21 protein-coding genes are annotated in these 24,249 nt (G+C 40.3%); 4 read left to right on the top strand and 17 right to left on the bottom strand.

Annotated elements, in window-relative coordinates:
* Positions 1–36: 36 nt before the first annotated feature.
* Positions 37–2,604 carry a T9SS type A sorting domain-containing protein gene (locus J0L60_13665; GenBank protein MBN8547174.1) on the bottom strand — a complete coding sequence of 856 codons (2,568 nt, stop codon included), beginning with the start codon at positions 2,602–2,604 and terminating at the stop codon, positions 37–39.
* A 67-nt stretch (positions 2,605–2,671) separates the two neighbouring features.
* On the opposite strand from J0L60_13665, the gene J0L60_13660 reads away from it, so the two are divergent.
* On the top strand, positions 2,672–3,235 hold the full coding sequence (locus J0L60_13660; protein ID MBN8547173.1) for a DinB family protein: 564 nt from the start codon (positions 2,672–2,674) through the stop codon (positions 3,233–3,235).
* A 209-nt stretch (positions 3,236–3,444) separates the two neighbouring features.
* On the opposite strand, the gene wecB is transcribed toward J0L60_13660, so the two are convergent.
* The 4 genes from wecB to J0L60_13640 form a co-directional block, all read right to left on the bottom strand.
* The gene (gene wecB / locus J0L60_13655) at positions 3,445–4,545 is read right to left on the bottom strand and encodes a UDP-N-acetylglucosamine 2-epimerase (non-hydrolyzing) (GenBank protein ID MBN8547172.1); all 1,101 of its coding nucleotides are present in this window, start codon (positions 4,543–4,545) and stop codon (positions 3,445–3,447) included.
* A 385-nt stretch (positions 4,546–4,930) separates the two neighbouring features.
* Complete coding sequence (locus J0L60_13650) at positions 4,931–5,860, bottom strand: TraB/GumN family protein (protein MBN8547171.1); 930 nt, start codon at positions 5,858–5,860, stop codon at positions 4,931–4,933.
* Positions 5,857–6,255, bottom strand: coding sequence for a DUF559 domain-containing protein (locus tag J0L60_13645; protein MBN8547170.1), 399 nt, complete (start codon positions 6,253–6,255; stop codon positions 5,857–5,859). Before J0L60_13645 ends, J0L60_13650 begins: the two co-directional genes overlap by 4 nt.
* Positions 6,256–6,396: 141 nt before the next feature.
* Positions 6,397–6,855, bottom strand: coding sequence for a DUF192 domain-containing protein (locus tag J0L60_13640; GenBank protein ID MBN8547169.1), 459 nt, complete (start codon positions 6,853–6,855; stop codon positions 6,397–6,399).
* A 153-nt stretch (positions 6,856–7,008) separates the two neighbouring features.
* On the opposite strand from J0L60_13640, the gene J0L60_13635 reads away from it, so the two are divergent.
* Positions 7,009–8,013: a prolyl oligopeptidase family serine peptidase gene (locus tag J0L60_13635; protein ID MBN8547168.1), complete on the top strand. Its 1,005-nt coding sequence runs from the start codon at positions 7,009–7,011 to the stop codon at positions 8,011–8,013.
* 36 nt (positions 8,014–8,049) lie between these two features.
* On the opposite strand, the gene J0L60_13630 is transcribed toward J0L60_13635, so the two are convergent.
* A complete protein-coding gene (locus J0L60_13630; GenBank protein ID MBN8547167.1) occupies positions 8,050–8,433 on the bottom strand; it encodes a four helix bundle protein in 384 nt (127 codons plus the stop codon).
* 97 nt (positions 8,434–8,530) lie between these two features.
* A complete protein-coding gene (locus J0L60_13625; GenBank protein ID MBN8547166.1) occupies positions 8,531–10,297 on the bottom strand; it encodes a hypothetical protein in 1,767 nt (588 codons plus the stop codon).
* Positions 10,298–10,540: 243 nt separating this feature from the next.
* Here J0L60_13625 and J0L60_13620 point away from each other — a divergent pair, with 243 nt between their 5' ends.
* Both J0L60_13620 and J0L60_13615 read left to right on the top strand, forming a co-directional pair.
* Positions 10,541–11,659 (top strand): MBOAT family protein, encoded by a 1,119-nt coding sequence (locus J0L60_13620; protein MBN8547165.1) that lies wholly within the window; start codon positions 10,541–10,543, stop codon positions 11,657–11,659.
* The gene (locus J0L60_13615) at positions 11,656–12,609 is read left to right on the top strand and encodes a hypothetical protein (protein ID MBN8547164.1); all 954 of its coding nucleotides are present in this window, start codon (positions 11,656–11,658) and stop codon (positions 12,607–12,609) included. Before J0L60_13620 ends, J0L60_13615 begins: the two co-directional genes overlap by 4 nt.
* Before the next feature lie 211 nt (positions 12,610–12,820).
* Here J0L60_13615 and J0L60_13610 read toward each other — a convergent pair whose 3' ends face one another.
* From J0L60_13610 to J0L60_13565, 10 genes are all read right to left on the bottom strand, one after another.
* Positions 12,821–13,021: a DUF2158 domain-containing protein gene (locus J0L60_13610; protein MBN8547163.1), complete on the bottom strand. Its 201-nt coding sequence runs from the start codon at positions 13,019–13,021 to the stop codon at positions 12,821–12,823.
* 202 nt (positions 13,022–13,223) lie between these two features.
* Positions 13,224–14,009, bottom strand: a complete 786-nt coding sequence (locus J0L60_13605) for a hypothetical protein (protein ID MBN8547162.1) — start codon at positions 14,007–14,009, stop codon at positions 13,224–13,226.
* Position 14,010: 1 nt separating this feature from the next.
* Positions 14,011–15,000 carry a DUF354 domain-containing protein gene (locus J0L60_13600; protein ID MBN8547161.1) on the bottom strand — a complete coding sequence of 330 codons (990 nt, stop codon included), beginning with the start codon at positions 14,998–15,000 and terminating at the stop codon, positions 14,011–14,013.
* A 33-nt stretch (positions 15,001–15,033) separates the two neighbouring features.
* The gene (locus tag J0L60_13595) at positions 15,034–15,852 is read right to left on the bottom strand and encodes a phosphatidylserine decarboxylase family protein (GenBank protein ID MBN8547160.1); all 819 of its coding nucleotides are present in this window, start codon (positions 15,850–15,852) and stop codon (positions 15,034–15,036) included.
* Positions 15,853–15,909: 57 nt separating this feature from the next.
* Positions 15,910–17,067, bottom strand: a complete 1,158-nt coding sequence (locus J0L60_13590; GenBank protein MBN8547159.1) for a hypothetical protein — start codon at positions 17,065–17,067, stop codon at positions 15,910–15,912.
* The gene (locus tag J0L60_13585; protein ID MBN8547158.1) at positions 17,060–18,226 is read right to left on the bottom strand and encodes a hypothetical protein; all 1,167 of its coding nucleotides are present in this window, start codon (positions 18,224–18,226) and stop codon (positions 17,060–17,062) included. Before J0L60_13585 ends, J0L60_13590 begins: the two co-directional genes overlap by 8 nt.
* Entirely contained in the window at positions 18,223–20,349 is a 2,127-nt protein-coding gene (locus J0L60_13580; protein MBN8547157.1) for a bi-domain-containing oxidoreductase, read from the bottom strand. Before J0L60_13580 ends, J0L60_13585 begins: the two co-directional genes overlap by 4 nt.
* 1 nt (position 20,350) lies before the next feature.
* Positions 20,351–21,469 carry a glycosyltransferase family 4 protein gene (locus tag J0L60_13575; protein ID MBN8547156.1) on the bottom strand — a complete coding sequence of 373 codons (1,119 nt, stop codon included), beginning with the start codon at positions 21,467–21,469 and terminating at the stop codon, positions 20,351–20,353.
* On the bottom strand, positions 21,453–22,499 hold the full coding sequence (locus J0L60_13570; protein ID MBN8547155.1) for a hypothetical protein: 1,047 nt from the start codon (positions 22,497–22,499) through the stop codon (positions 21,453–21,455). The genes J0L60_13575 and J0L60_13570 overlap by 17 nt, the downstream gene beginning before the upstream one ends.
* 1 nt (position 22,500) lies before the next feature.
* A complete protein-coding gene (locus J0L60_13565) occupies positions 22,501–24,231 on the bottom strand; it encodes a hypothetical protein (protein ID MBN8547154.1) in 1,731 nt (576 codons plus the stop codon).
* Between the last annotated feature and the right edge of the window lie 18 nt (positions 24,232–24,249).

Raw genomic sequence — 24,249 nt, 5'->3', positions numbered from 1 at the left:
TCTGTGTCCTCTGTGCGCTCTGTGGTTTATGTGAAACTATTTTACCAGAACCATCTTACCGGTTGCGGTCTTTCCCATCCCCTGTAGCCGATAGAAATATACTCCGGAAGTGTATCCGTTCCCTGAAAACTGAGCAGAATATTTCCCGGGTTCAAATTCTCCATTTAACAAAGTCGCCACTTCTTCACCACCGGCATTGAATACTGTGAGTGTGTAATTCCCGCGCGATGCAACAGAAAATTCAATTTTTGTGGATGGATTAAACGGATTGGGATAATTCCCTTTCAGCTCAAAACTCACAGGTGATGTCCCTTTTTCTTCAATTCCGGTAAGAACCGAAACATCCAGGGCGAAGATCGATCTGCCGTGTGTGCCGGCATACAACATTTGCGTAGGGGCATGATATACAATGTCAAAAACAGGAGAATTAGGCAGTCCGGTACCGGCTGAATACCAGTTTACTCCAAGATTCTTTGTAAAAAACACACCGACATCGGTCCCAATGAATAAAACAGAATCCCTCTGCTGATCAATTATCAGTGAATTAACTGGTACATCGGGGAGATTTCCCGAGATATCCGTCCAGGTCTCTCCAAAATTTGTCGACATAAAAACATGCGGGTTTGTCAAATCCCTGTTGTAGCCGCTCAGAGTCACAAAAATTCTGTTTGGCTGTACTTTATCAACCACCACATCCGTAACATATCTGTTGGGCAGTGTACCTGTTCTGTCTGTCCATGTGCCGCCATCATTGGTGGATACGGAAACTTTTCCGTCATTTGCACCTGTGACAAGAACTCTTGATCCAATATAAGGGGCTGCAGAGACCGCTGTGAGCGTTCCGAGGACACCATTTGCACCTTTTGTCAGGTCGGGACTGATCGTCGTCCAGGTGTCCCCCTTGTTTGTTGATTTGTGAAGTTTGTAACTTCCAAAATAGACTGTTTGAGGATTCACGGGATCAAGGATGTAGGGCGATGACCAGTTGGATCTGCTGAGATCGATTCCGCTGGTGATTCCCGAAAAGAAACCGCCGCCGTTATCGCTTCTGCCGAGTCCTCCATTCTGATAGCAGGCATATATCACCATCGAGTTGGTGGGATCAACTTTACAGTGGAAGCCGTCACCTCCGTAAATCTCTGTCCAGTTGTCGATACCGCCACTCGGTGTCATGATTGTTCCATTGTCCTGAGTGCCACCGAGTACTCTGGCGGGATTTAAATAGTCGACTTCAATCGCATAAAACTGTGAAATTGGAAGGTCTTTAAGCTTATACCATCTGTCTCTCCCCTGCCATGTTTTGAATACTCCACCATCATTTCCAACAACAATATTGTTCGTATTAAATGGATTGATCCAAAGTGTGTGATGGTCAGGGTGCTGCTCATCCCAGGTCGTAGATGAATACGAGTTAGTAATGTTCTCCCAGGACGAACCCCCGTTGGAAGTATAGAGAACATCAACTTCACCAAGATATACCTTGTTCGGGTCTGCAGGCGACACATCAAGCTGACCAAAATACCAGCCGAAACCTGAAAACTCACCCGGAAGAATCCCGTCAGGCATCCTGCTGAAAGAAATGCCACGATTGGTTGATTTGTAGAATCCGTAAAAATTGTGGTCGTTTCCGTTGGGATTAGTAGATGATTTGTATAAAACATAGACAATATTCGGATCCGATGGGGCTACGGCGATGCTTATCCTTCCCAGTCTGTTGTTGTTAACTGGCAAGCCTGTGATGTTCTTTGTCCAGGTTGTTCCCCCGTCACTTGATCTGTAAAATGCCGTACTTGCACCCGCAGCTTTTCTGTAGGAAGGACTTCTCAATCTCTCCCACATCGCTGCATAAACTATATTAGCGTCGTCAGGGTCAACATCCACATCAATTGCGGAAGTGGAATCAGAAACATACAATACTTTCTCCCAACTTGCACCTGCATTGGTCGAGCGGTATATACCCCTGTCCGGCGATTTTGAGTAAAGCCCGCCACTAACTGCTGCAAAAACCAGATTCGAATTGGAGGGATGAACTTTGATTTCTCCGATATGTCTCGAATTTTCAAGACCCGACATAAACCAGGTATCACCCTTGTCAGTCGATTTCAACATCCCGAATCCTGCATAGGAATCGGTACTGATATTCGCCTCACCTGTTCCACAGTAAATGATGTTCGTGTTGTTGGGGTCCATCGCCATTGCACCGATCGAAAGTGATTTCCACTGGTCGGTCTTCGGAGTCCAATTCGCACCACCATTTGTACTCTTGAAAATTCCACCCGCTGCAGCACCCAAAACAATCGTATTTGTGTCGGCGGGATCGATAACCAATGCGGTTATTCTGCCGCCAATGTTGGAGGGTCCCACCGCTTCCCAGGCAGCAGAGGAAATGGCGTCAGACGACACTTCCATACTCTCTTTTGCCTGTAAAGCCTTGTGGTAACTCTCAAGCGGGAAATCAGCATTTGGGTACGATCTTTGGCTGTGGAACCACTCGGATGGTCTAAAATCAAAATTTTTCTTGAACCGGGGGCTCAAATCCTGTAAAATTGTGATCACAGGGAGCAGAATTATAGCGGAAAAAACAAAAGTTTTTATATTTTTCATTGACTTATTAATTTATTTGTTATCAAACAGCAATTTAGCTTTTTTCTCACTCACCGGGAACGGCAAAATGAATACTCAAATTGATGATTTATTCAATGACCTCAAAGAATTATTGAACGATTCGATAAAGATCGTGAATGAACAGTTTATCGGATTAAGCGAAACTCAAATCAACTGGAAGCCCGAGAAAAAGAAGTGGAGCATTGCTGAATGTCTCGACCACATTGCAATTTCCTACAAAAGCTATGGTAAAGAACTCGAACGGATTTTTGCCGACCCAAAACCCTCAACCGGACATCTGATGTTCCGTACTTCGCTCACCGGCGGAATTTTTATTAAAACAATGCACCCCGAATCACCCGTAAAGGTGCCTAATCCTTCAGCTTCAAACCCCACACAAGGGACACTTACACGAAAAGTTTTTGACGATTTCCTCGCCGCTCACAATGAACTCTCAGAACTGGTGGAAAAGAGTAAAACCCTCGACCTCCACGGCAACAAGATCACATCTCCGTTCACTTCCCTTATGAAATTCTCTCTCGGTGAAGTGCTGCTCGTTCTCACTTATCACGAGAAACGGCATGTCCTCCAGGCAAAAAGAGTAATGGCAAATCCGGGGTTCCCGATTTAGATTTTTCCGTTAACCGCAAAGGGATTTTTTAGATGGAACCGCAGAGGACGCGAAGAACGCAAAGGATGTTTTAAACCACAGAGCGCACAGAGGACACAGAGTAGATCAATTAAATGAAACCCGCTCCGCGTAAATCCGTTTAATCTGCGTGTATCCGCGTCCTCCTAAAAGACCCTTTGCGATCTTTGCGGTCTCTGCGGTTTCAACAATTACAAAAACACCTCAACAACTCTTGAAGCTGCTTTTCCATCCCATAGATCAGGGATTCTCCCTTGCTTTATCTTCCCCGAGAGTAAATCATCCAATGCAGAGAAGACATTCTTGAAATCGGTACCCGCAAGAATGTTTGTTCCAACTTCAACAGTTATTGGTCTTTCAGTATTATCCCTGACCGTAATACACGGCACTCCAAGATAGGTTGTCTCTTCCTGAACGCCGCCACTGTCGGTGATGACCGCCTTTGCATGTCGCATCATGTGAAGAAACTCAAGATATCCAAGCGGCTCGGTTAGAATCAAGTTTGGATTGTCGATCGTAACACCAAACTTCTCCATGTTTGTTCTTGTTCGGGGATGAATCGGAAATACTATTTTGTTATCCGTTCCGTATCGATCAACAAACTCTTTCAAACTGATAAAAAATTCTTTAGTATCGACATTTGCAGGTCGGTGGAAAGTAAGGAGGAGATATTCCATATTGTCCGCTTCTTGCCCGGCTACCTCACCCCCTGCCCCTCTCCTCGAAGGCGAGGGGGGCAATGACGGAAGGAAACTTACAAGCGTATCGATCATACAATTCCCCGTAAAGAAGATCTTTTCTTCGGGAACTCCCTCGTATCTGAGATTTTCCATTCCGCTTTTTTCGGTAACAAAGAGATAATCAGAAATCGCATCCGTAAGAAGGCGATTCACCTCCTCAGGCATGGTGCGGTCGAAACTCCTGAGACCTGCCTCGATATGTCCCAGTTTGATGCCAAGCTTTACGGCCACAAGTCCGCATGCAATCGTAGAATTCACATCTCCGGCAACAAGCACCACATCAGGCTCCATTTCCAAACAAACTTTCTCAAATTCGATCATGATATTCGCCGTCTGAACCGCATGGGAACCACTTCCGACACCCAGATAAAAATCAGGCTCAGGAATCCCCAACTGCCGAAAAAACACATCCGACATCTTCACATCATAATGCTGCCCCGTATGACACAACCGCACATCAATTTTCTCAGGATGCTTCTTAAATTCTTTATATACGGGCGCCACCTTCATGAAATTTGGTCTGGCACCAACAACAAGCAATATCTTCTTCATTTAGTCCTTTTTATTAATTTCGTTAACCGCAGAGTACCTCTCCCCTGTCCCCTCTCCTAAAAGGCGAGGGGAACTTACTTATAAAGATTCTCACAAACCATCAATATCTCTAAGTTTATTCAATATCGTTATTAGACAGAGGAACTCCTTCAAGATTCAAACAGACCGACGAACAGTTTAGGAAACTGCTGCTCTGTTTACCGCAATCTTAAGATTGTTTGAGCCACTAATTTCATTAATCCCACAAATGTCACCAGTTCCATGGGAAATTTTACAATATTAATTCAACGCTCCCCTCGCCTTTTAGGAGAGGGGCCGGGGGTGAATAGAATAAGGTTTCTTTCTCAGTTCTTCTCTGCGTTCTTCGCGGCCTTTGCGGTTTCATCTATAAATCCCTCAAAAATTCCAGCAAACTCCCATCCCCCACAAGATGCCCGGCACCAACAACAACCAAGTATTTTTTCTTTTGCTTCGATAATTCTTCAATCTTCTTTGCCCAGTCCCTGTTCCGGCTCACAAGAAATACCCTGTTAAACAAATCCTCTCCCTCGCCAAATCCAGTTTTCAAATACTTTTCCAATTCTTTCGGATCACCTGCTTGAAATGCTGCCAGAAGTGCCGAAAGGTCACCCTTCAGCGAATCCAATTGATCGAGAGTGGAAACGGCAATCTCATATTGCATATCGTAACTGACACTGTCAAACAACCCCATCTGAAACTGCATCGTCTCAAATCCCGAAGTCGGCTTCGAAAACTTCTGTGAATATTCATACACCAGATTTTCCGTCCCTTTGTCCGCCTGAATCCCCTGTTTCATAGCCGCATATCCTATTGCAGTAATCGCCCCAAACATTGGCTTCTGCTTCTCCACTATCATCCATGCCACTCCGGCTTTTGTGTATTTGGTTCGAAGTGTCGCAATCTTCTCAACCGGGAAAATATCTTCAAGCGTTTTCCCATCGGGCAGCATCATCAATGGCATCAATTTAATAGCAGCCGCCTGATCCGTCATCTCCTTCATGTCAATCTCGAATATCACCTGATCTACCGATTCAATAATTTTCTTCACAGTATCCGATAACACAAATCCCTTCCCCAAATGCATACTCCCCAAAATGTGGAATGTGCTTCCGTTCCTCTCAACCGTGTGCAGAATATCCGTCGTCGGCGTCTGCGGGCGACATCCGGTGGTAAGGATAACCGCAAAGATCGTAAAGATCGCGAAGGTTTTTCCTACCTCACCCCCGGCCCCTCTCCTATAAGGAGAGGGGAGAGTCGGAAAAAAGATGTTTCTGATTAATAACAAGAGTTTCATTGTTTTTTATCTTTCAATTTCATAATTGCTTCATCGATAATTTTTAAAGAGTTGTCTTTATCATGCAGTATCTGATGGTTGGTTAAACGGATAGTACGATAACCTAAACCCTCTAATATTTCATCCCGAAGACCATCTTGTTCTTTGGTCTCAAGATGATAACCTCCATCAATTTCCAAAATTAATTTCAATTCATCACACAAAAAATCTGCGATGTAAAAATGGAACTTGTCATTGATAGTGTAGTACATCGGCCGTTGCCTGTAAAATTTGATGCTTCCGAATCTCTTCCCGCGCAGAATTTCCCAGAGCTCTTTCTCAGCTTCAGTTAGATTTTTACGAAGTTCTCTTGCCCTGATAATTGCCTCATCAGTAATTTTGTGCGGTACTTTCATAAACTTATCTTTGAACTAATTCCCTAATTTTCCTAAAACAATCAAATCTCTAATTATTTACCAATTCCATGCTGCACTACTCCCCTCGCCTTTTAGGAGAGGGGTCGGGGGTGAGGTAAAATCAATAAACCCCACTTTTGCTTACTCCCCTCGCCTTTTAGGAGAGGGGTCGGGGGTGAGGTAGGAAACAATATCCCCTTCTACTACCCCATGACGGTCACAGAACCCGCCGACAACCTCAAGCACATATTTCGCAGGCTTGGTACTTGCATAGCTCTGATCGCTCAAAGTTTTGGTATTTTTATGAATCGTTACAATCTTCTTGTTAGCATCGATGAAAATCATATCGAGGGAGATATAGGTATTCCTCATCCAGAATGACTGCATCTCCTCTTCAGGGAAAACAAACAGCATCCCCTGGGTTTCGAGCATCGATTTCCGGAACATCAATCCGCGCTGACGGTCATACTCGGTGTCGGCAAACTCGGCATCTATTATAATCTTCTTTTTACCCGTGGAGTCGCTGAGGGTTACACTTCCCTCTTTTGTAAATGGTACTTCCACAATCTCATCTGCGGAAGTGGTGCGTTTGCTTTTCATCAGGTTCGGAACAATCAACAATGCCGCCACGGCAACTATGAGCACACCAACTCCAACCTTCACCAAAAGACTTTTGTTGCCCGCACTTCCCGCGGAATTTGTTACATTTTTGTTCTTGTTATTTTCTTTTTTCAACGCCTAAACCAAATTTTTATGAGTCCAAATATAATCCAAAGAGAGATAATAGACCTTCCCGAAAAGCAGTTGCAGATGCTCCGCTCCGGCTGGGGTTCCACCGCCATCGATGATACTATTGTAGAAGCCATCGTATATATGTCCGACGGGTATGAAGTGCAGGGATATATCGCCTATCCAAAGGAAGTCACAGAGTCACAGAGTCACGAAGTAGCTACCTCACCCCTTGCCCCTCTCCTAAAAGGAGAGGGGAGCTCTCATGAATTAATCGGCGGTGATTCTCAAATATCAAAAATTTCTAATGACGGTCACCCCTCTCCTTTTAGGAGAGGGGCCGGGGGTGAGGTAGGGTCGAGGGGTGAGGTACTCCCTTGCATCATATGGAATCGCGGCGGCTCAAAAGAACGGGGTGCCATCGACCGTTTCACGGCGAAGGGGATGTTTGGACAGCTTGCATCATGGGGATTTGTCGTGTTCGCATCATCCTACCGGGCAACATTTAATGATGAATTACAGGATGAATTTGGCGGAAGTGAAGTAAATGATATCCTCAATCTTATGGAAATTGCGAAAGATATCCCGTTTGCCGATACTGCCCGCTGGGCGATGGAAGGATGGAGTCGCGGAGGAATGATGACATACCTTGCCCTCCGGAAAAGACACGATGTGAAAGCCGCGATAATCTCAGGTGGAATAACAGATGTAGCCGGATGTTGTGCAAATGTCCCAAGCATTCAGGCGACACTTCAACAACTCGTGGAAACGGAAGGAATCAGTGTATATGAAAAACGCTCTGTAATAAACTTCGCAGATGAACTCCCCAAAGACTGCAAATACCTCATCCTCCACGGCACAAAAGATGATACCATCCCGCCAATTCAGGCAATAAAAATATCAGAGAAATTCCTTGAACTGGGGCTGCACTTCCGCCTCGTCCTCCTCGAAGAAGCCGACCACTTTCTCAAAGGCAAAAAGAAAGAAGTAGATGAACTTAGGCGTGAGTGGTTGCTAAAATATGTTTAAAAGTCACGAAGTCACAGAGTCACGAAGTCACAATTATTAATGGCTTTTCCTTGAGGTTTCTTCTTCGCTTATTCTTCTGAGTAGAGTTTGGATGAGGGCATTTAACAGATTCCTGATGTCTAACAATATACCCTGAAGTTCAATTATTTTATTCCTTTCAATCGAAGAAACATCTTGTAAAACAAAAAGCATCGATTCCACTTCATTTGCAGATCCGCGGGCGATATTTAAGAATTGAATATACTCTTTTTTTGAAAATCTGCCGAAACCCTCAGCAATGTTATTTGAGATTGATAGCGCAGCCCTTAAAATTTGATCCCGTAAAAAGTAATCCTTGCTGTTTCTCATCAATTCATACAACTCTTTAAACAACAATCTGGCTTTCTGCCAAACGATCATCTCCGAAAAATGATTAATCATACAACCTCCCAATAATTATTTGTGACTCTGTGACTTCGTGACTTCTCCCGCGACATCGTGACTCTGTGACTCCGTGACTCCGTGACTCTGTGACTTCTCAAAACCCGTAGCTCGCAATCACCCCGAAGGAATGCTGCGTACCTCTTAGGTATTTGGGAGTGCGGACCGGATCTTCATCCGAGATCATCGAAAGTTCGTAGTAGCCTCTAAGCTTAACCTCGTGGTATGGTTCCCAAGTGGTTTCGAGGCCCAGGCGGAAATCCTTTCTGAGTGGACCCTGCAGAAACGAAATGGTGCCGTACTTGTTGGCGTTATAGGCGATGGCGATGTCGGCTTCAATTCCTTTTCTTACCCATTCGAGATAAGCGAAGTGTCGCAGACCCCTGATATGGCTGTAATTCACCTGAAAACGGAGCTGGTCGGCATTCTGTCCAATCCAGTGGCCCAACTGATAACCGAGGTGTTTGTAGCTTGCCAGGTCGTTCCGGTTCTCGTAGTTCCATGGATTCACGCGGGTATATTCGAGCGACACATCGAGATTTGGAATAAAAAGATTAAACCGCTTCGCACCAATCGTAAAACCGATCCACTGATTATCGAATCTGCCGTTGAGGAGGTCGCGGAAATTGATCACATCTATATAAGTGGAGCCGTAGAAAAGATAATCCTTCGGGAAGCGCACTTTGAAATCGGAGAAAATCATCCCGTTCCCGTCGTCCCCTCTGATTCTGCCCGTGTTATGATCCATCACCTTGTAATAGAGGAAGGGTATGAGGGTTTCAAAACGGAAATTAGGACCGTAAACAAATGCGTTCCCCAGCGAGAAGTCGAGTTCATCAATAATACTGAAGGTAGCCAGATTTGCAACAACATATTTGTCCTTATACGGAACGATGCGACTCGGATTTATGCTCTCCGTATGGCTCCAAAATGCAGCGGAAGAATCATATATCAGGGAATTTACCCACCCCTGGAAATAGTTGAACCTGAACCAGCTTACGGGATTTGCATGAAACCGTATCTGAGTGAACGACGGAGCCTTTGTGGACATAATAATCTGCCCAAACTGTCCGTGTCCCCATGTCTGATAATCTTTAATAATCGAAATATTTCCCCACTTCCAGCTTGCGGAAACGGAACCCTTCACATCGCTGTACTCGAATGTGCTGCCCGTCTGAAGATTGACATAAGCACCCGTAAGAGGAGTGAACTTTTTATTCCGGTCGGTGTTCCTCCCCGTTTCACCAAAATCCACATACTCGAACGATGCACCAAACCAGTCGCCCCCATACCCGAAAAACTTCACTCCGGGCCAGCGAATAGTATTTGTCTCCCCTGCCACCGAGCGAACGCCATATCCCGCCAAAGGTGATACCCGCAATGCAAACTGTTCGTCGGTGTATTTGAAGAGCCAGAACCGCTCCGCTAAGGTATTATTTCCTACCTCACCCCCGAAATCCTCTCCTACCTCACCCCCGGCCCCTCTCCTATAAGTAGAGGGGAGGATAATGGAGGCGACCTCTTGGGTATTCCCCTCTCCTTTTAGGAGAGGGGTTAGGGGTGAGGTAGCTACTTCGTTACTCCGATTCTTCGGAACTTCCAAAGCAAATTCCTGCTGAAAAAACTGAAGTTCCTGAACCTCGAGGGGGTTAAGCTTATCGCGGGAGGACTCGATCTGCAGGAGGAGATGGGCTATCTCCATACGCGAGAGAGGCAGCACTTCAGAATTAAACCGGATAATCTGCCGGGCATCAAGACGGGAGAGCAAACCATACACAGGATGATCCACACGAGTGAAAACTGTCTGAGCAAACAAACCACCCGCCAAAACAACAAATACTACAAAAATTCTCTTTAACGACATATTCTACCACTTTTATGACAAATAATTGACAATTTCCAAACCGTAATGTACCAATTCATGTCGTAACGACATCTACCGACACCTTTTTTGTCGTAGTTTCTTTTGCAAAGTTGTTGTTTTTGTTGAGGTTAATAGAGGTTGATGTCGGAAAGTGACGGATGTTGGGGGGGAGGGGGGTATCAAACATAATCTAATTCACAAAAATGTTTAAATTTGAAAGTACATTTTAATAATTTCAGGTAAATGCTCTCTCTCAATTTCTTTCTCATACTTATTGTAACCCTCATCGTTTATTGGTTGTTGCCGAAGCAGAATTACAGGAATTTTCTGCTCACGACAGTCAGTCTTGGGTATGTATTCCTGTTAGATTGGGTGTCAGGACTTTTTGTTTTGGCTCTTACAGGGGTAACATTCCTTCTTGGCAAGAAACTTTTTGAGAAAAAGACTGCAGGTGTTTTGTCTCTTAGCATAGTAATTGTTGTGGCAGCACTTCTGTATTTCAAATACTCAAATTTTCTGATGACGATGTTCGATCTTGGGAATTTGAAGTTTGATGAAAAACTATTCCTTCCTCTCGGAATTTCCTATATAACATTTAAACATATCAGTTACCTTGTGGATATTTACTGGGAAAAGATTGAACCTGCCGGATTTGCAGATTTTATGTTATACAGTGCATTTTTCCCGATCTATCTTGCTGGTCCTATCGAGAGATTTGAAAATTTTGCCCCTCAACTTGCTGATAAAATAAATTTCTCTTCTGAGTATCTCGAAGAAGGATATAAGCGAATAGTATTTGGATTGTTTAAGAAGTTTGTGATTGCAGATGGAATCGGAATACTGATTACACGAGACATAGCTGTTGAAGCAGTTCCCTTTATTCCAAAAGAAGTAGTCAATCTTGTTCTTTTCTCTTTTCAGATTTACTTTGATTTTGCAGCCTATTCAGACATTGCCATTGGGTCTTCCCGTGCATTCGGTTTTACGATCATGGAGAATTTCACGAACCCATACATGAAGAGCAACATAAGCCTTTTTTGGAACAATTGGCATATATCCCTTTCTTCATGGTTAAGGGATTATATCTTTTATCCCGTCTCTTTTGCGTTGAGAGAACACAAATACCTCAATTTTCTCACTCCTGTCCTGACAATGATTGTTTGTGGACTATGGCACGGAGCAACAACGGGATTTATTATATGGGGATTATGGCACGGGTTTGGCTTATTGGTCTATCAATTATGGGCAGGGACAAAACTCAGAAAAAAAATGGTATTACTCCCCTTCCAACCGGTATTTGATATTGTTGGAATTGTCCTAACATTTGCATTTGTAACAACAGGATGGCTCTGGTTCAGATGAAAAAAGTTGCACTATTCCTTCTATCTTTTGTATTGGCATTTGTAACAGTTGAGATTTTTCTACAGTATGTTATCGGATTTCCGACATATGGTGTGGAGAAGAAGTTGATTGGAATAAAGAGCCCTTCTTCTGGAGCACAGAATATATTTAAGCCTTATTCCAGTTTTTTTTCAGTTGAAGGTGGTTTGAAGATTTACAAAAGGAATAATCTTGGGTTTACTGGGCAGGATGTCGATACTCTTGGAAATAAAAAATATATCGCCCTTCTAGGGAATTCATATCTTCAGGCTGATCAATTCTCGCCTGAGTACACTGCAGCGGGAATACTTCAGCAGAAACTAAGGAACGATTCTTCCGGGTTTGAAGTTTTAAACCTTGGTGTATCCGGACATGATCCGCTTGATCTGCTTTACCGGGTCAACTATTACAGTAGGACGCATAAATTTGAGAAAGTTGTTTTAGTCATCCAGGATAGTCAATCAGCCTGGCTTAAAAGGCAATCAAAAATTGCATTTGATCGGAACTTACAAGTGCTTCACAGCAATTCACTACTCACCAGGATTCTTATACCGCTGAGAAATAATTCTGTTCTTATCGATTTGTTGGCGAAAATATTCAACACCAAAGAAGAGCAAGAAGATACAATCGCGAAAAAAGAAAATACTTCCAAACCTGAAGCATCGGCTTACGATGAAGCTTATGATTTAAAGCTAAAGAGTATCTTTCAAGAGTATTATAAAATATTCGGTGAGAGATTTGTCGTTGTCAATATTGCTTCATCAGAACAAGTATCAATACCTGAAAAGGCGTTGCAATATTTGAAGGAGAACGGAGTTAAATATAAGTTTAAACCAATCAATTTACCTGAGAATAAAATTAGCGGCAAAGGGCACTTAAATTTGCAAGGGAATGAAAAACTTGGAGAGGTTCTATATGAAGTTGTTCGATAAGGCAGTTGATTTATTAAAAGGCAAACTTGTGAAGTATTATTTGATTAACCTTCTTCTGTTACTATCTCTCTTTGGTTTAATGTTGGGGAAATTGATAATGAAAGAAGGGAATCCGTTCTTTTATTCTGATTTTTGAGGTCTTCTATCATAATAAGTCAACCACTTGGACAATTACTGACCAAGTGGCTGATAATTTAAAATCTAATCACTACTAGTGTAGATATATTTGCCCCGGCGGAATTGCATTAGGGTCGGTATGAGTGAGTGCTTCCTTTGGAAATTGAGAAACATGCTTTTTTCCCGATTTATCAATCCAGCTTACCTCACAACTGTCATTTTCAACCCATGTTATCGTCATTCCAGGACTACCACTTTTTAGATAAACTACATCACCAAGTTTTAACTCTTCCATATTGAACTTTCTATTTGGTATTTAATAAAGTTGATGTTGGATAAACATTTCTGCTCATTAAATATATAACTTTTAATAAATCAAAAATTGAATTACCAACACTCATATAGCTGTGTGGGTCGCTGTCATGGATAAGATATTTAAACCGAAACCTTACCACTAACAACGATTCAAAAATATGTTTTTTATGCAAACAACAAAATTATTTTTTAACCTTCACCAACCCCCACTTAACAACATTCTTTACATTCTGCAAAACCAACTCCTGCAACCAAGGAACAAACCTGCCATCCCATCTTTGGGGATGAATGGTAATCATGATTTTGTCGGGGAATTGTGGGATGGCATTAATTACATCATGTGTGGTTTTTAGATCAAATTTGTATTTTGAGTTAACTTTGTCGCGAACACTGACTTTATCGCCGTTCCATCTTCTTCCGGTGTCGGTAAGGTAGAGGAACTCGTTGAAATCGAGGTCGAAGTAGGGCTCGCCGATAATACCGAGGTCGCGATAGTTATATTTTGTCCAAATGATTTTGTTGTCGTATTTAGCACGGGGACTGCCGTGCATACAAATCGTATCGATTGGGACAATCTTCCTAAGAATATCAAGATTTTTTTCGAAACTTTCAAACGCGAGATCGATGTGCTTATCGAGATTGTCAGAATGAACAAGATCCATATCTTCGTAATGGTAGCCGATTTCATGTCCGAGGCCAGCAATCTCTTTAATAATATCAGCATTTAGAGTCTGAGGAATAATCCTAAAATAGTAAGTCCCTTTAATTCCCAGAGAATATTCAAGTTTTGCTGTTGCGAGAGAATTTTCAGGTCTTAGATCAACATCATGGCGAAGAAGGACTATTCTAGTTACAACCTTTTCAAATATCCGAGAATGAATTCGTTGAGAATTAAATGTGAGGAAATGATAATCCCTAAACTTTAATGCATTTAGCAACTTTTCCAAACTTGTCAAGGTAAAATCCATACTAAATCAGACTCCGAATTTCATTTAATACAGTTTCCTTAACCTGTAGACTTGCAGCATTATTAAAGTCTTTTTTCCTACTGGTATTCAGATATCTCATTATTTCATCTACACTTCGGGAGAAGAATACTTTTCCCTCTTCAAACATTACTTTATCTACATTTAAAAACTCGTCACCCGCAAAAAATGATACCGCAGGGGTTCCCAATAGGGCCGCTTCCCTAGAGAAGGTACCAGCCCCTGTAAGAACAGCTGTTGAATAATAGCATACATCCAAACCCGACAATGGTTTTGGAGGAATGAACACTTTATCAGAATCGGGGACATAACTTTTATCGAGATCGTATCGCGGCAGATAAAGGATATTGTAGCCTGAATCGATTAATCTATTTACCAGTCCAGGGACAATTGTTTCTTTACCCTTGACATAAGAAGCGAATATATTCTCAGGGCGTACAGTCACGAATTCTTTGAAAGGGATGCCATCAAGAAAATCAGGATCAGGTGAGAAATCAGCCAAGTAAATATTTTCTTTAAAGCCGTCATATAAAAACAATTTCTTGTTGCTGATACCATACTTCTTCATTTTCTCAACATTTATGAACCTTGGTGAGAATACTTTCGTAGCGAAAGGTGCATAAAGCCAATTTGGCGATATATCATTATCATCAAAAACTATTGATTTTTTTCCCGAAATCCAGCTTATGAAAGGTGCTTCGTAATTGGAAGAGATACTCAGATCAAACTTTGGGATGGAGAACCCTAACTTGATATTCCTCATCAACATCTGGTAAACTTTTTTGAATTTATTTTTACCACCATGGTTTCCGAATGTCTGATAATCAATTCCGTACTTAGTCAACAGCTCAGTTGTTTCAACAAAATGTCTTGCAGAACAAAAAATTGAATTATCTTTTGATAAATCTTTAATTAAAGGTAAGAATTGATTCACATGTGGTGGATTGGTAAAATCAAACCAAAGTTGTTTCATAGAACTGTCCGGGATGAGGTGGAAATCAAAAGTCTATCCTTCATCTTGAAGTAATTTGGCTATAATGGTACTGCCCGCGAATACTTGTTCACCTTCACGAATGAGAATTTCACAATTTCTGGGAATGATCATATCCAACTGTGACCCCCATCTAATTTTCCCAATAATTTGTCCTCTGCTTACTTTTTCACCAACTTGTGATGAAACAATGCACCTGCTTACACCCCTTGCAGCAATCTGGACTATTCCTGCCATCACGCCATCTTCTCTTGTAATTACGACAGTATTTCGCTCATTTGTAAGAGTCGAAGATGGAGTGTTAAGCCCGATTGCAGTACCTTCGGTGTGTTTTACAAATGTTATTTCTCCATCGATTGGAGCTCTATTCATATGGACATCGAATAGTGTCATAGCTATTCCGATTAAGTAACAAGGTTGCTGCAAAATATCTGTCTTGGTAATTTCGGAAATATTTGCGATTCTCATTTTCTTTACAGAAACCGGCATTTGGTTGGCTTCCAGTTCCTTTATATATATTACCCGTCCATCGGCACCGGAGACAATATCATTTTTCCCCCCGGGTATTTCACGATGCGGATTTCTGTAGAATCTCCAAAAATACAGGCCGATAAACAACAAAAGTACTATTGTTCCATTAATAAAAGGAACCTGAATCCAAAAAGGAATATTTACATAGTAAAAGACGAATAGTGCAAGAACACTTGCGATTACAGAAAGCGCTATGTTGTCGGTATATAAATATCTTTTATTAAATCCGCCCTTCGCTACCCAGAAGATAAAATTTGCTGTTGACAGCAAGATAGTGGATAAGATAATGATTATTTGTTCCATGAATTAACCTTATTTAATTGAAAATACTTAGGAATATACTTATACTGAATTTCGGCCTCATCTTTTTAATGCTATGTAAGGTAATAAAATCATCATCATGATAGCAGGCATCAGATCGTTCGATTTAAAGACAGAGAAATCTTTAACATTATAATAAGAATTAATAATTTCACTGAATTTATAATTCCCCCGAATAATACCCTTTAACGAATAGGGAATATCTGTAAGTGGGTTAACCCAGTAATAGTCAGGATCAAACTTTTTTGGATACTCGAAATCCTTCCCGTTAAGATAATTATATATCATAATAGCATAATCAATCCCGCAGGTTTTTGCTAACCCGACCCATAACCATGTTCGCGGGTTCATCTCGATGAGATAAAAGTTCTCGTCGCCTTCCAACTTTAGAAACTCTATTTCAGAAACGCCGGTATAATCCAATTCTTTTAATAGAGCAACGCATTTTTCATACAATTCGGGAACTATTGAGCTTTTACTCATAGTGGCAGTGCCAAGGATAATAGGATGTTCCCTAACCTTCTCACCAATCCAATGTGATTTGATTTCTCCCTGAATTGAAAAAGCAGTAAAAGAAATTATGCGGGTGGTTTTTTTCAAAGGTAACAATTCCTGAATAAAATAATCTTCACCGAGTGTATCCGGGGATAATGTTCTTATTTTCTGCTTTAAAGATTCATAATTAGAGCATACTATGGCTTTTGTATTGTATTTAAGATAAAATTTCCTGCCATAACTACCCTTAATAATTACCGGAAACTTTAGATCGAAATTTAACAGCTTCTTGTGGTCTCCTGAATAAATTTTGGGAACCGATAACCCTAAACTTTGACCAATTTCAAGAAACTTCCGCTTGTTGATAATATTATCAAGAATATCGATATCTGGTGCGATTATTTTATAATATACACCCAACTCTGACTTATTTTGTGAAATGTTTTCTGTTATAGAGTCGTCGGTCGTGATTAAGGACCACCCAGTTAAATTTTCTTTTATTGCCAGGTTAATCAGAAAATCGATGAATTTTGAACCGGTATAATCGTTAACACGGAAAGATTTGCTACAATACCGGGAAAAGGAAGCGATAGATATATTCTTATCAATAATCACTACCGGTATTCCCGCCATTCCCAATGCTCGGGTAAGACTTAAACCTTGAATATGACCATCAACGATTACTACACCTTTATTATTCATTTTCCGCCCTCAATATCTCGGCTAACGCCAAAAGCATCCATGCTTGGGCCCAACGGATGTAGGGTATTTTATTTACCATAAATCTGTTCTTTCGGAAATAGAAATAACCATCAGAATCAAAAAAATTGTTAACTGTATAGTCTGCAATTTTAACAGCTAACGCCCGGTATGTAAGATCGAATTTTCTCAATTTTGCAAAAGTGATAATGCCCTGACTCTGATTATGAATGTCCGTGGGAAATTCTTTAGGCAAACGCCATTTTGCCCGCCCATCCGAATCAAACTGGGATTTTGAATAAAAATCCAACCCCTTGGTAATTGGTTTTTCCAGCAAATCGAATTTCCCCGGATATAAGTTCATAATATTATATAATGATACCAGTACAAATCCCTGATGAAAATCTATTTGTTTTCTCTCAAGTCCGGATTCATTATCGTAGCTGTAGTACCAGCAACCATCAGGTCTTTGTTTGTCCAAGACAAAATTGACGGCCTTTCTTACGAGGTCAAAGTTCTTTAAATCCTTTGATACATTATCAGCTTTTGCCAAAACTTCAGCAGCGAGAAGACTTGCATTATAACAGCTTCCTTTTGTTTTTTTTGTGTAAGCGAAAGAAAGTGCCTCATTTCCAAAATTTGTAACCGGTATATCTTCAAGTACAAATACTGCGGCAGACATTATAATTTCTGCTGCAAGTTTATCCTTCGTGAGTTTGTAGTATTCAAATATCCCATCAATAACAAAAGATGTTACAACAACAGAGGGGGTGAAAGCAGGTATTGTTTCTTCGGGATTGACCCAGTTAAAATTATATCCCCAGCAAGCGCCCTTGTATCCCTTGCTTCCATTCCGGGTCAACCATTCGAATATTTTTGTTGCTTTTCCTAAGTATGCACTGTCGTTTCTCGCTTGCATAGCGTAAGCTTTTAATATTAATCCCATGCCTTTCGGATTAATACCCGGTTTTACTCCTATCAGGGGTCTGATATTGAGGGGATTTTTCTTCTGTATTTGAATGGCGATAGCCGCAGGCAATCTCCCAAGTTTCTCAAAAGGAATAAAACCGTTTAGAGTATCATAAGGATCATAACCTTTATACTCGCGCCCGGTTATATACTGATCCAATCGAAAGAAAACATCCTGGATCGAAGTTATCATAATTCTATTGTTCTATTCTCTCTAATTGAATCCAGAACTGAAAGAGTTACTGCTGTTGAATGATATATCTCATCAAATGATATCAACGGATTAGTGCCTTCTTTCAGGGATTTAATGAACTTTTTGAACTGATTGGTATGGCCTTTGTCTTGACTCTTTAATTTAATGGTCCGTGAAGTGTCTCCAAACAATTCAAGTTCTTTAAAGTCGTTTATTATGAATACGGCACCATTCGTAAATACCTCAATTCTTTCCTTTGGAACATTTTTATTTCCATTCGAAAAATAGGTGACGGAAGCAATGGAACCATTACTAAACTTTAAATTTACAACAACTGTATCATTATTTGCATTTTTATCATCCATAATACTCGCTGAAACAAACTTTACGGTGGAACCCGATAAAAAACAAGCTAGATCGACAAAGTGACATACTTCTCCAAGAATTCTCCCACCTCCAACCGCTGGATCATGTACCCAATGATCAGGGGGTACAATGCCAGCATTCACTCTAATATTGATAGACTTTAGCTGAGAGGGAGTTGTATTATTAGATATATATTCAGTCAACGGTGAGAATCTTCTGTTGAATCCGAGCAATACCGAACCTTTACTTGAAGCGTGGGCCTGTTTCACCATTTCAAGTTCTCGAAAATTTAGTGCGAGTGGTTTCTCGACAAAAACATTTTTGTCATGTTTTAAAGCTTCCGCAACATATTTTGCATGAGAATCATGTCTTGTTACAACAAAAACGAGGTTAGTATCCGGATCTGTCAAGATTCTGTTGTATTCGTCTGTGGCATATTTAAATCCATATTTATTGGCAACATATGATGAGCTATTCCCTTCACCTGTAACAATACCGATAAAATTGCAATCATCTTTAATCCGCGGCAGTATCTCATTCTGTGCAAAGTTTCCAGCACCAATAAAACTTGCATTTACTTTTCCTAATTTTCGAATAATCTTATCTACGAATTTATCTTCTTTAAGAATAGTCCTCTCAATATCATACTCAATCAAGATACCTGTGACGGGTTCTTTTCGAGAAACTACAAGATCATAAGCTTCAGGAGAATTCTCAAGAGAAAATTTGTGGGATATTAGTGATTGAATTGAAATTTTTCCGGAGTTCAGAAAATCGATAAAAGTCTTCATATTTCTGTTCTCTGTAAACCTGACATAACCAATCGGATAGTCAAAACCTTTTTCTTCGTATAGAGGGTCGTACCGGCCAGGTCCGTAAGAACTGGACATTCTTAAGTCCAATTCTTTTTTATAATAATTTGATCTGGAAAAACCGGTAGGAACTGCTCCTACAATTACAACTTTTCCTTTGTGTCTGGCAATTGACCCTGCAAATTCTACCGGATCGAGTGAACTTGATCCGGCAGTGATAATGACTGCATCAGTCCCGACTCCATCGGTTAAATCTATGACAGCATTTTCCAATCCCGGGAAGGACCTTTCGAATGCTTCAAATGCACCTTCTTTTTTCGCTTTAACAACTGCACTTGGAGAGATATCAACTCCAATTGCTTTTATACCAGCCGCATTAAGTAATTTGATTGTTAGAAGACCAATCAGGCCAAGTCCAATAACAACGCAATTTTCTCCGAATCTCATGTCCGCCTGGCGAATACCCTGTATTGCTATCGACCCGATAGTAGCGAAGGCAGCTTCATCCATTTGGACCGACTCTGGCACTTTCACACAAAGATTCCGATATACAGAAACAATCTCTGAATGGTATGCACCCGAACCACCGCACGCTACTCTGTCCCCAACTCTTATGTCATTAATATTTTTGCCGACAGCAATTACCTCTCCCGAACAACTGTATCCCAATGGAGCGGGAGTCTCAAGTTTGTTCATCACGAGATCGTAAGTCTTTACAAGACCTTCACTTTTAACCATCTCTAAAACTTGTTTTACTTCCTTTTGGCGACTTTTTGCTTTAGCAAGGTAGCCTTTTCTTGCATCTGAAACTGTTTTGCCTTCCGTGCCGGCACTAATTACAGAATAATAATTCCGCACAAGAATCTGATTTTCATTCATTCCGGGGAATGGAACATCCAGAATTTCCATCACACCTGATTTTAATTGTTGAGTGAGTTGTTCCAATTTATTTCCTGATTGTAAAATTAAAAATTTTCATTAACCTGCCTGCTACTGCATCGGAAAAGAAATTTGCTTTTGCATAATTATGAGCTTTAATTGCCATTCTTATTGATAATTCCTTTTCAAAGAGTACCTTTTCTACAGCGTCAACCAAAAGACCGGCATCGGGTTTTGCTACTATCAAACCATGTTCACGATGCATGAAGAAATCTACCAGCCCACCTACAGGGGTGGTTATTGTAACGACTCCGGCTGCCATGGCCTCGAGAACCGCGTTCGGCATCCCTTCACCGTATGAGGGAAAAAGGAATATATTGGCGGTTTTTAAATATTGACCTTTTTGATCACCTTTTATAAACCCCGGTAAAAACACATTTTCTATTTTCTGAATTTCGATAAATTTTTCAACTGAATCTCTCTCAAATCCATCTCCAAGTATGTTAAACTTAAAGTTAATCTTCCCTCTATATTTTTCCTGGAGCTGAGAAAAAGCACTCAGACATTCATAGATCCCTTTTCGCTGTTCGATCCTTGACATAAAGAGTATTTCAAAATTGCTTGTTGCAAATGCATTATTATGTCTTTCAACAATTTGCTGTTGGCCGATTGCAGATAAAAGAGTTTTATCTACGAGAGTAGTTTCCACAAATATCTCCTTTTCAAAGCCCCAGGACTGCAGCTTTCCCTTCACATGTTGTGACAATGACATCAAGACATCACAACTAAAAAAGAAAAACTTAAACATTTTCAGGTATTTTTCTTCGATTTCCTTCTCGACATCTGCATCCCATCCTCTAAAAAAAGCGATTGTCTTTATGCCTTTACTTTGGGAATACTTCAAAAAAATCCCGTCTCGCAATGTTGTGAGTACCCCCAAGGATGTTGACGATTGCACAAGACTGATTTTTTCTTTTCTAACAAGAGACCTGAATAACCTGAAGTCGGAGAATATTCTCTTTAATTCCCCGAAGAACCCGGTTCTTTGCGGCCAGTTTCTGGCTCCCCTCTCAAAAAATATTACATCTTGAGGGAGTTCATTTCGCAAGGATTCATAATAATATGAAATCCCTCCTTTTGCAGTTGGAGCAGGCACCAAAAGGACTATTTTACCGATTTTTTGCATAAAGTTCTATAGCACTTTGAAGTCTAAGATCATAGGATTCATTAGTGTTAAAATCTCCAGCCTCAAAACACCATTCATTATTTATGAACAAATATCGCCCGGGTAATCCATTTACCTCCATTATATGACTTTGAACATGCCCAAAAATCGTTTGCAGTTCATTAATCAGATATCCTCCGTTCCCATCTTCGAAGAGATCAACTGCCATTGATCGAAATTCGAATTTCTCGCAAATGCTCCGTACAAAATCTAATAAATTTTTAGGAGGATTGACATAATCTATTCCTTTGCTACCACTAGCCATTTCACCATGTTTAATTTTCTTATGGGCAAAATAGCTATCTCCAATTCGAACGACTCTCCACTCAAAATCATGAGGTACAAATTTCTGAAGTATTACAAAACCTTTTTGTGCATCTGCTGACCTGTGTCTGTACTCCTTTATTTTTGTAATAAAGTAAACCGGATCATTTATTGCTTTACTAATCCATTTTTTCGATGTCCCGGTTACTCTGTTAGGACCAAATCTCCTCTTAATCCCAGTCGAGGAGAACCCACGATTGACATATTTTTCAAACTCCATAGAAGTTCTGAGTATTTCCACACCACTGCCTGACGCACCAATTGCCGTCTTTGCAACACATGGAAAGCCTAATGATTCTGATACTTTTCTTGCCGCTTCAACTGAATAGGCAACATAAGTCGTCGGATGAGGCAGGTTATTGCTTTCTAAAAAATAAGCTAAAAATCGTTTATTTTCGTAAACCAAAACTTCACTTAAAGATGGAAAAACTTTACAATTCAAATAATTGACAATTGTCATAATTTTTTCATCGAATAATGTTTTGTAATATGAAATCGCTCCGGGGGGCTTAAGGAGATAAAAATCACATTTATATTCGATCACTTTTTCAAAAAAATGAGGATCGGTTATCTCTAATACTCTGAAATCAACATTTTTTTTCTTGCAACTTACAATCCATTTGTCACCGGAAATATGATCCTCATTCACAATAATTCCAACTAACATATTACACCCCGAATTCTTCAATAATATAACGCATCATAATTGGATTAGTGTATTTGAGCCAAAATCTCTCAGTTGTCCCGAGTTGATTTGGATTATGTAGTAATTTTTGCAACTCATCAAGATCAAATACCTCCCGTAATATTTGGTGGTCATTGCACTTTGGCAATTCTTCAAGAACGAATGCTTTCATCCAATAAGACAAAGGAAAATTCTGAGGATAACTAGGACGTCTGACTTGGCGTATCAATCGTCTAACAGCACCGTAGTATTTATTATACAAAATTTCGCTGGGTTTATGTCCACCAGAGTAATGGAAGCGAAGTAATTCAGGGTAAACCTCATTAATTAATTTCACAGAAAATTCCGGAAATTGAATTTTTCTTTTCCAATTTGGCGTAATCCTTTCTTTAATATCAAAGGAAAATTTCGATGAGAATAATGCCTCTAAATAATCTATATCGAGAAATGGTGTGACGACATTTTTAATATACCTCTTAAAAAGAGTAATATCTTGTGCATCGTGTAGATGAGCAGTTATTTCAGATAAAACTGAAATTTTCCTCTCAATTGCACTGCCTGAAAAATAATTAGTGCCTTTGAAGAATTCAGTCAACTTCTCGATATCAACCCTATTAGTTAGAATACCCTTCTCACTGAGCGAAGAAGCAACTATTTCTTCGTTCAGCTCACATCCGTAATGTTTATAAATAAATTTTGGAGTAATATAATCGTCCTCATCTACTCCTTTTACAAACTCTCCTCCGAGTGTACCTAACAAAAGGGTATCAGATTTTGCAGATTGTTTTATAATTGAGAGAAGTCGATGTGCCCTGTGTATAGATGAAAGGCTATTACCTTCTCTCACTATCTTTCGTGCTGTTTCTTCAAATAATCCTTTTGTCATTTGAATGTCAAGAATTTCATGGTCAAGTTTCAAACCATCAGAAATCTCTGATGCCCTCAAACAATCAACTGAATTCGGATTACCGTAAGTAAATAAACTTAATTTAAACTTATTCTTAAGCATTAAAGCTAATAAATTGCGTGTGTCACCACCACCAGTCAAGGACAGTGATATGTTTGCAACATTATTTTCATCTAACTCACTGATAAGCGATTTCTCAAGGACACTAACTACCTCAGTAATACCTGTACCCCTCTTCTCCTGAACTAATAATTCTCTTGCATCCCAATATTTCGATTTCCTCATGATATCGCCCTCAACAGTGATGATTTCTGCCGGTGCATTGTGCAGAATATTATTAAATACTGTTGAACCAGAGATGAAGTGATATCCCAAAACATATTTAATAATGCCCTGTTTTGAGATTGTCGGAGTTAATAACTGCGTTAACGATCTGAGTGAATCTGAGGCGAAGAATTCTCCTTCCTTGTGAAAATAAAAGAATTTGTATATACCAAATCTATCAGAGACAATGTAAACATATTTTTTACTGATAATCCCTAAAACAAAATTCCCCTTCAACGATCTTGCAAGTGAAGTAATTCCGGCTTTGTCAAAATAATTAAGCATCCCCTGGAGACTATGTTCAGTCGAGGAACCGGATGTACGAAAAAGAGGCCTGCCGAATACAAAAGCAGTTTTGTTCGATTTTTCATCAACAAAAACCTTAACTTCTGAACCAGAATATAAAAATGTAAATTGTCCTTCACTAATCATGTCACAATTAATATTCTTCGAATCAATTTTTTTATTTGTAATCAGCCACATAATTTTACCTGAATTGAG

It is taken from the genome of Ignavibacteria bacterium (genome assembly GCA_017302895.1).
In the GTDB taxonomy this organism is placed as follows: domain Bacteria; phylum Bacteroidota; class Ignavibacteria; order Ignavibacteriales; family Ignavibacteriaceae; genus UTCHB3.
Note: the sequence above shows the minus strand (reverse complement) of the source record. Positions and strands in the feature narration are given on the sequence as shown.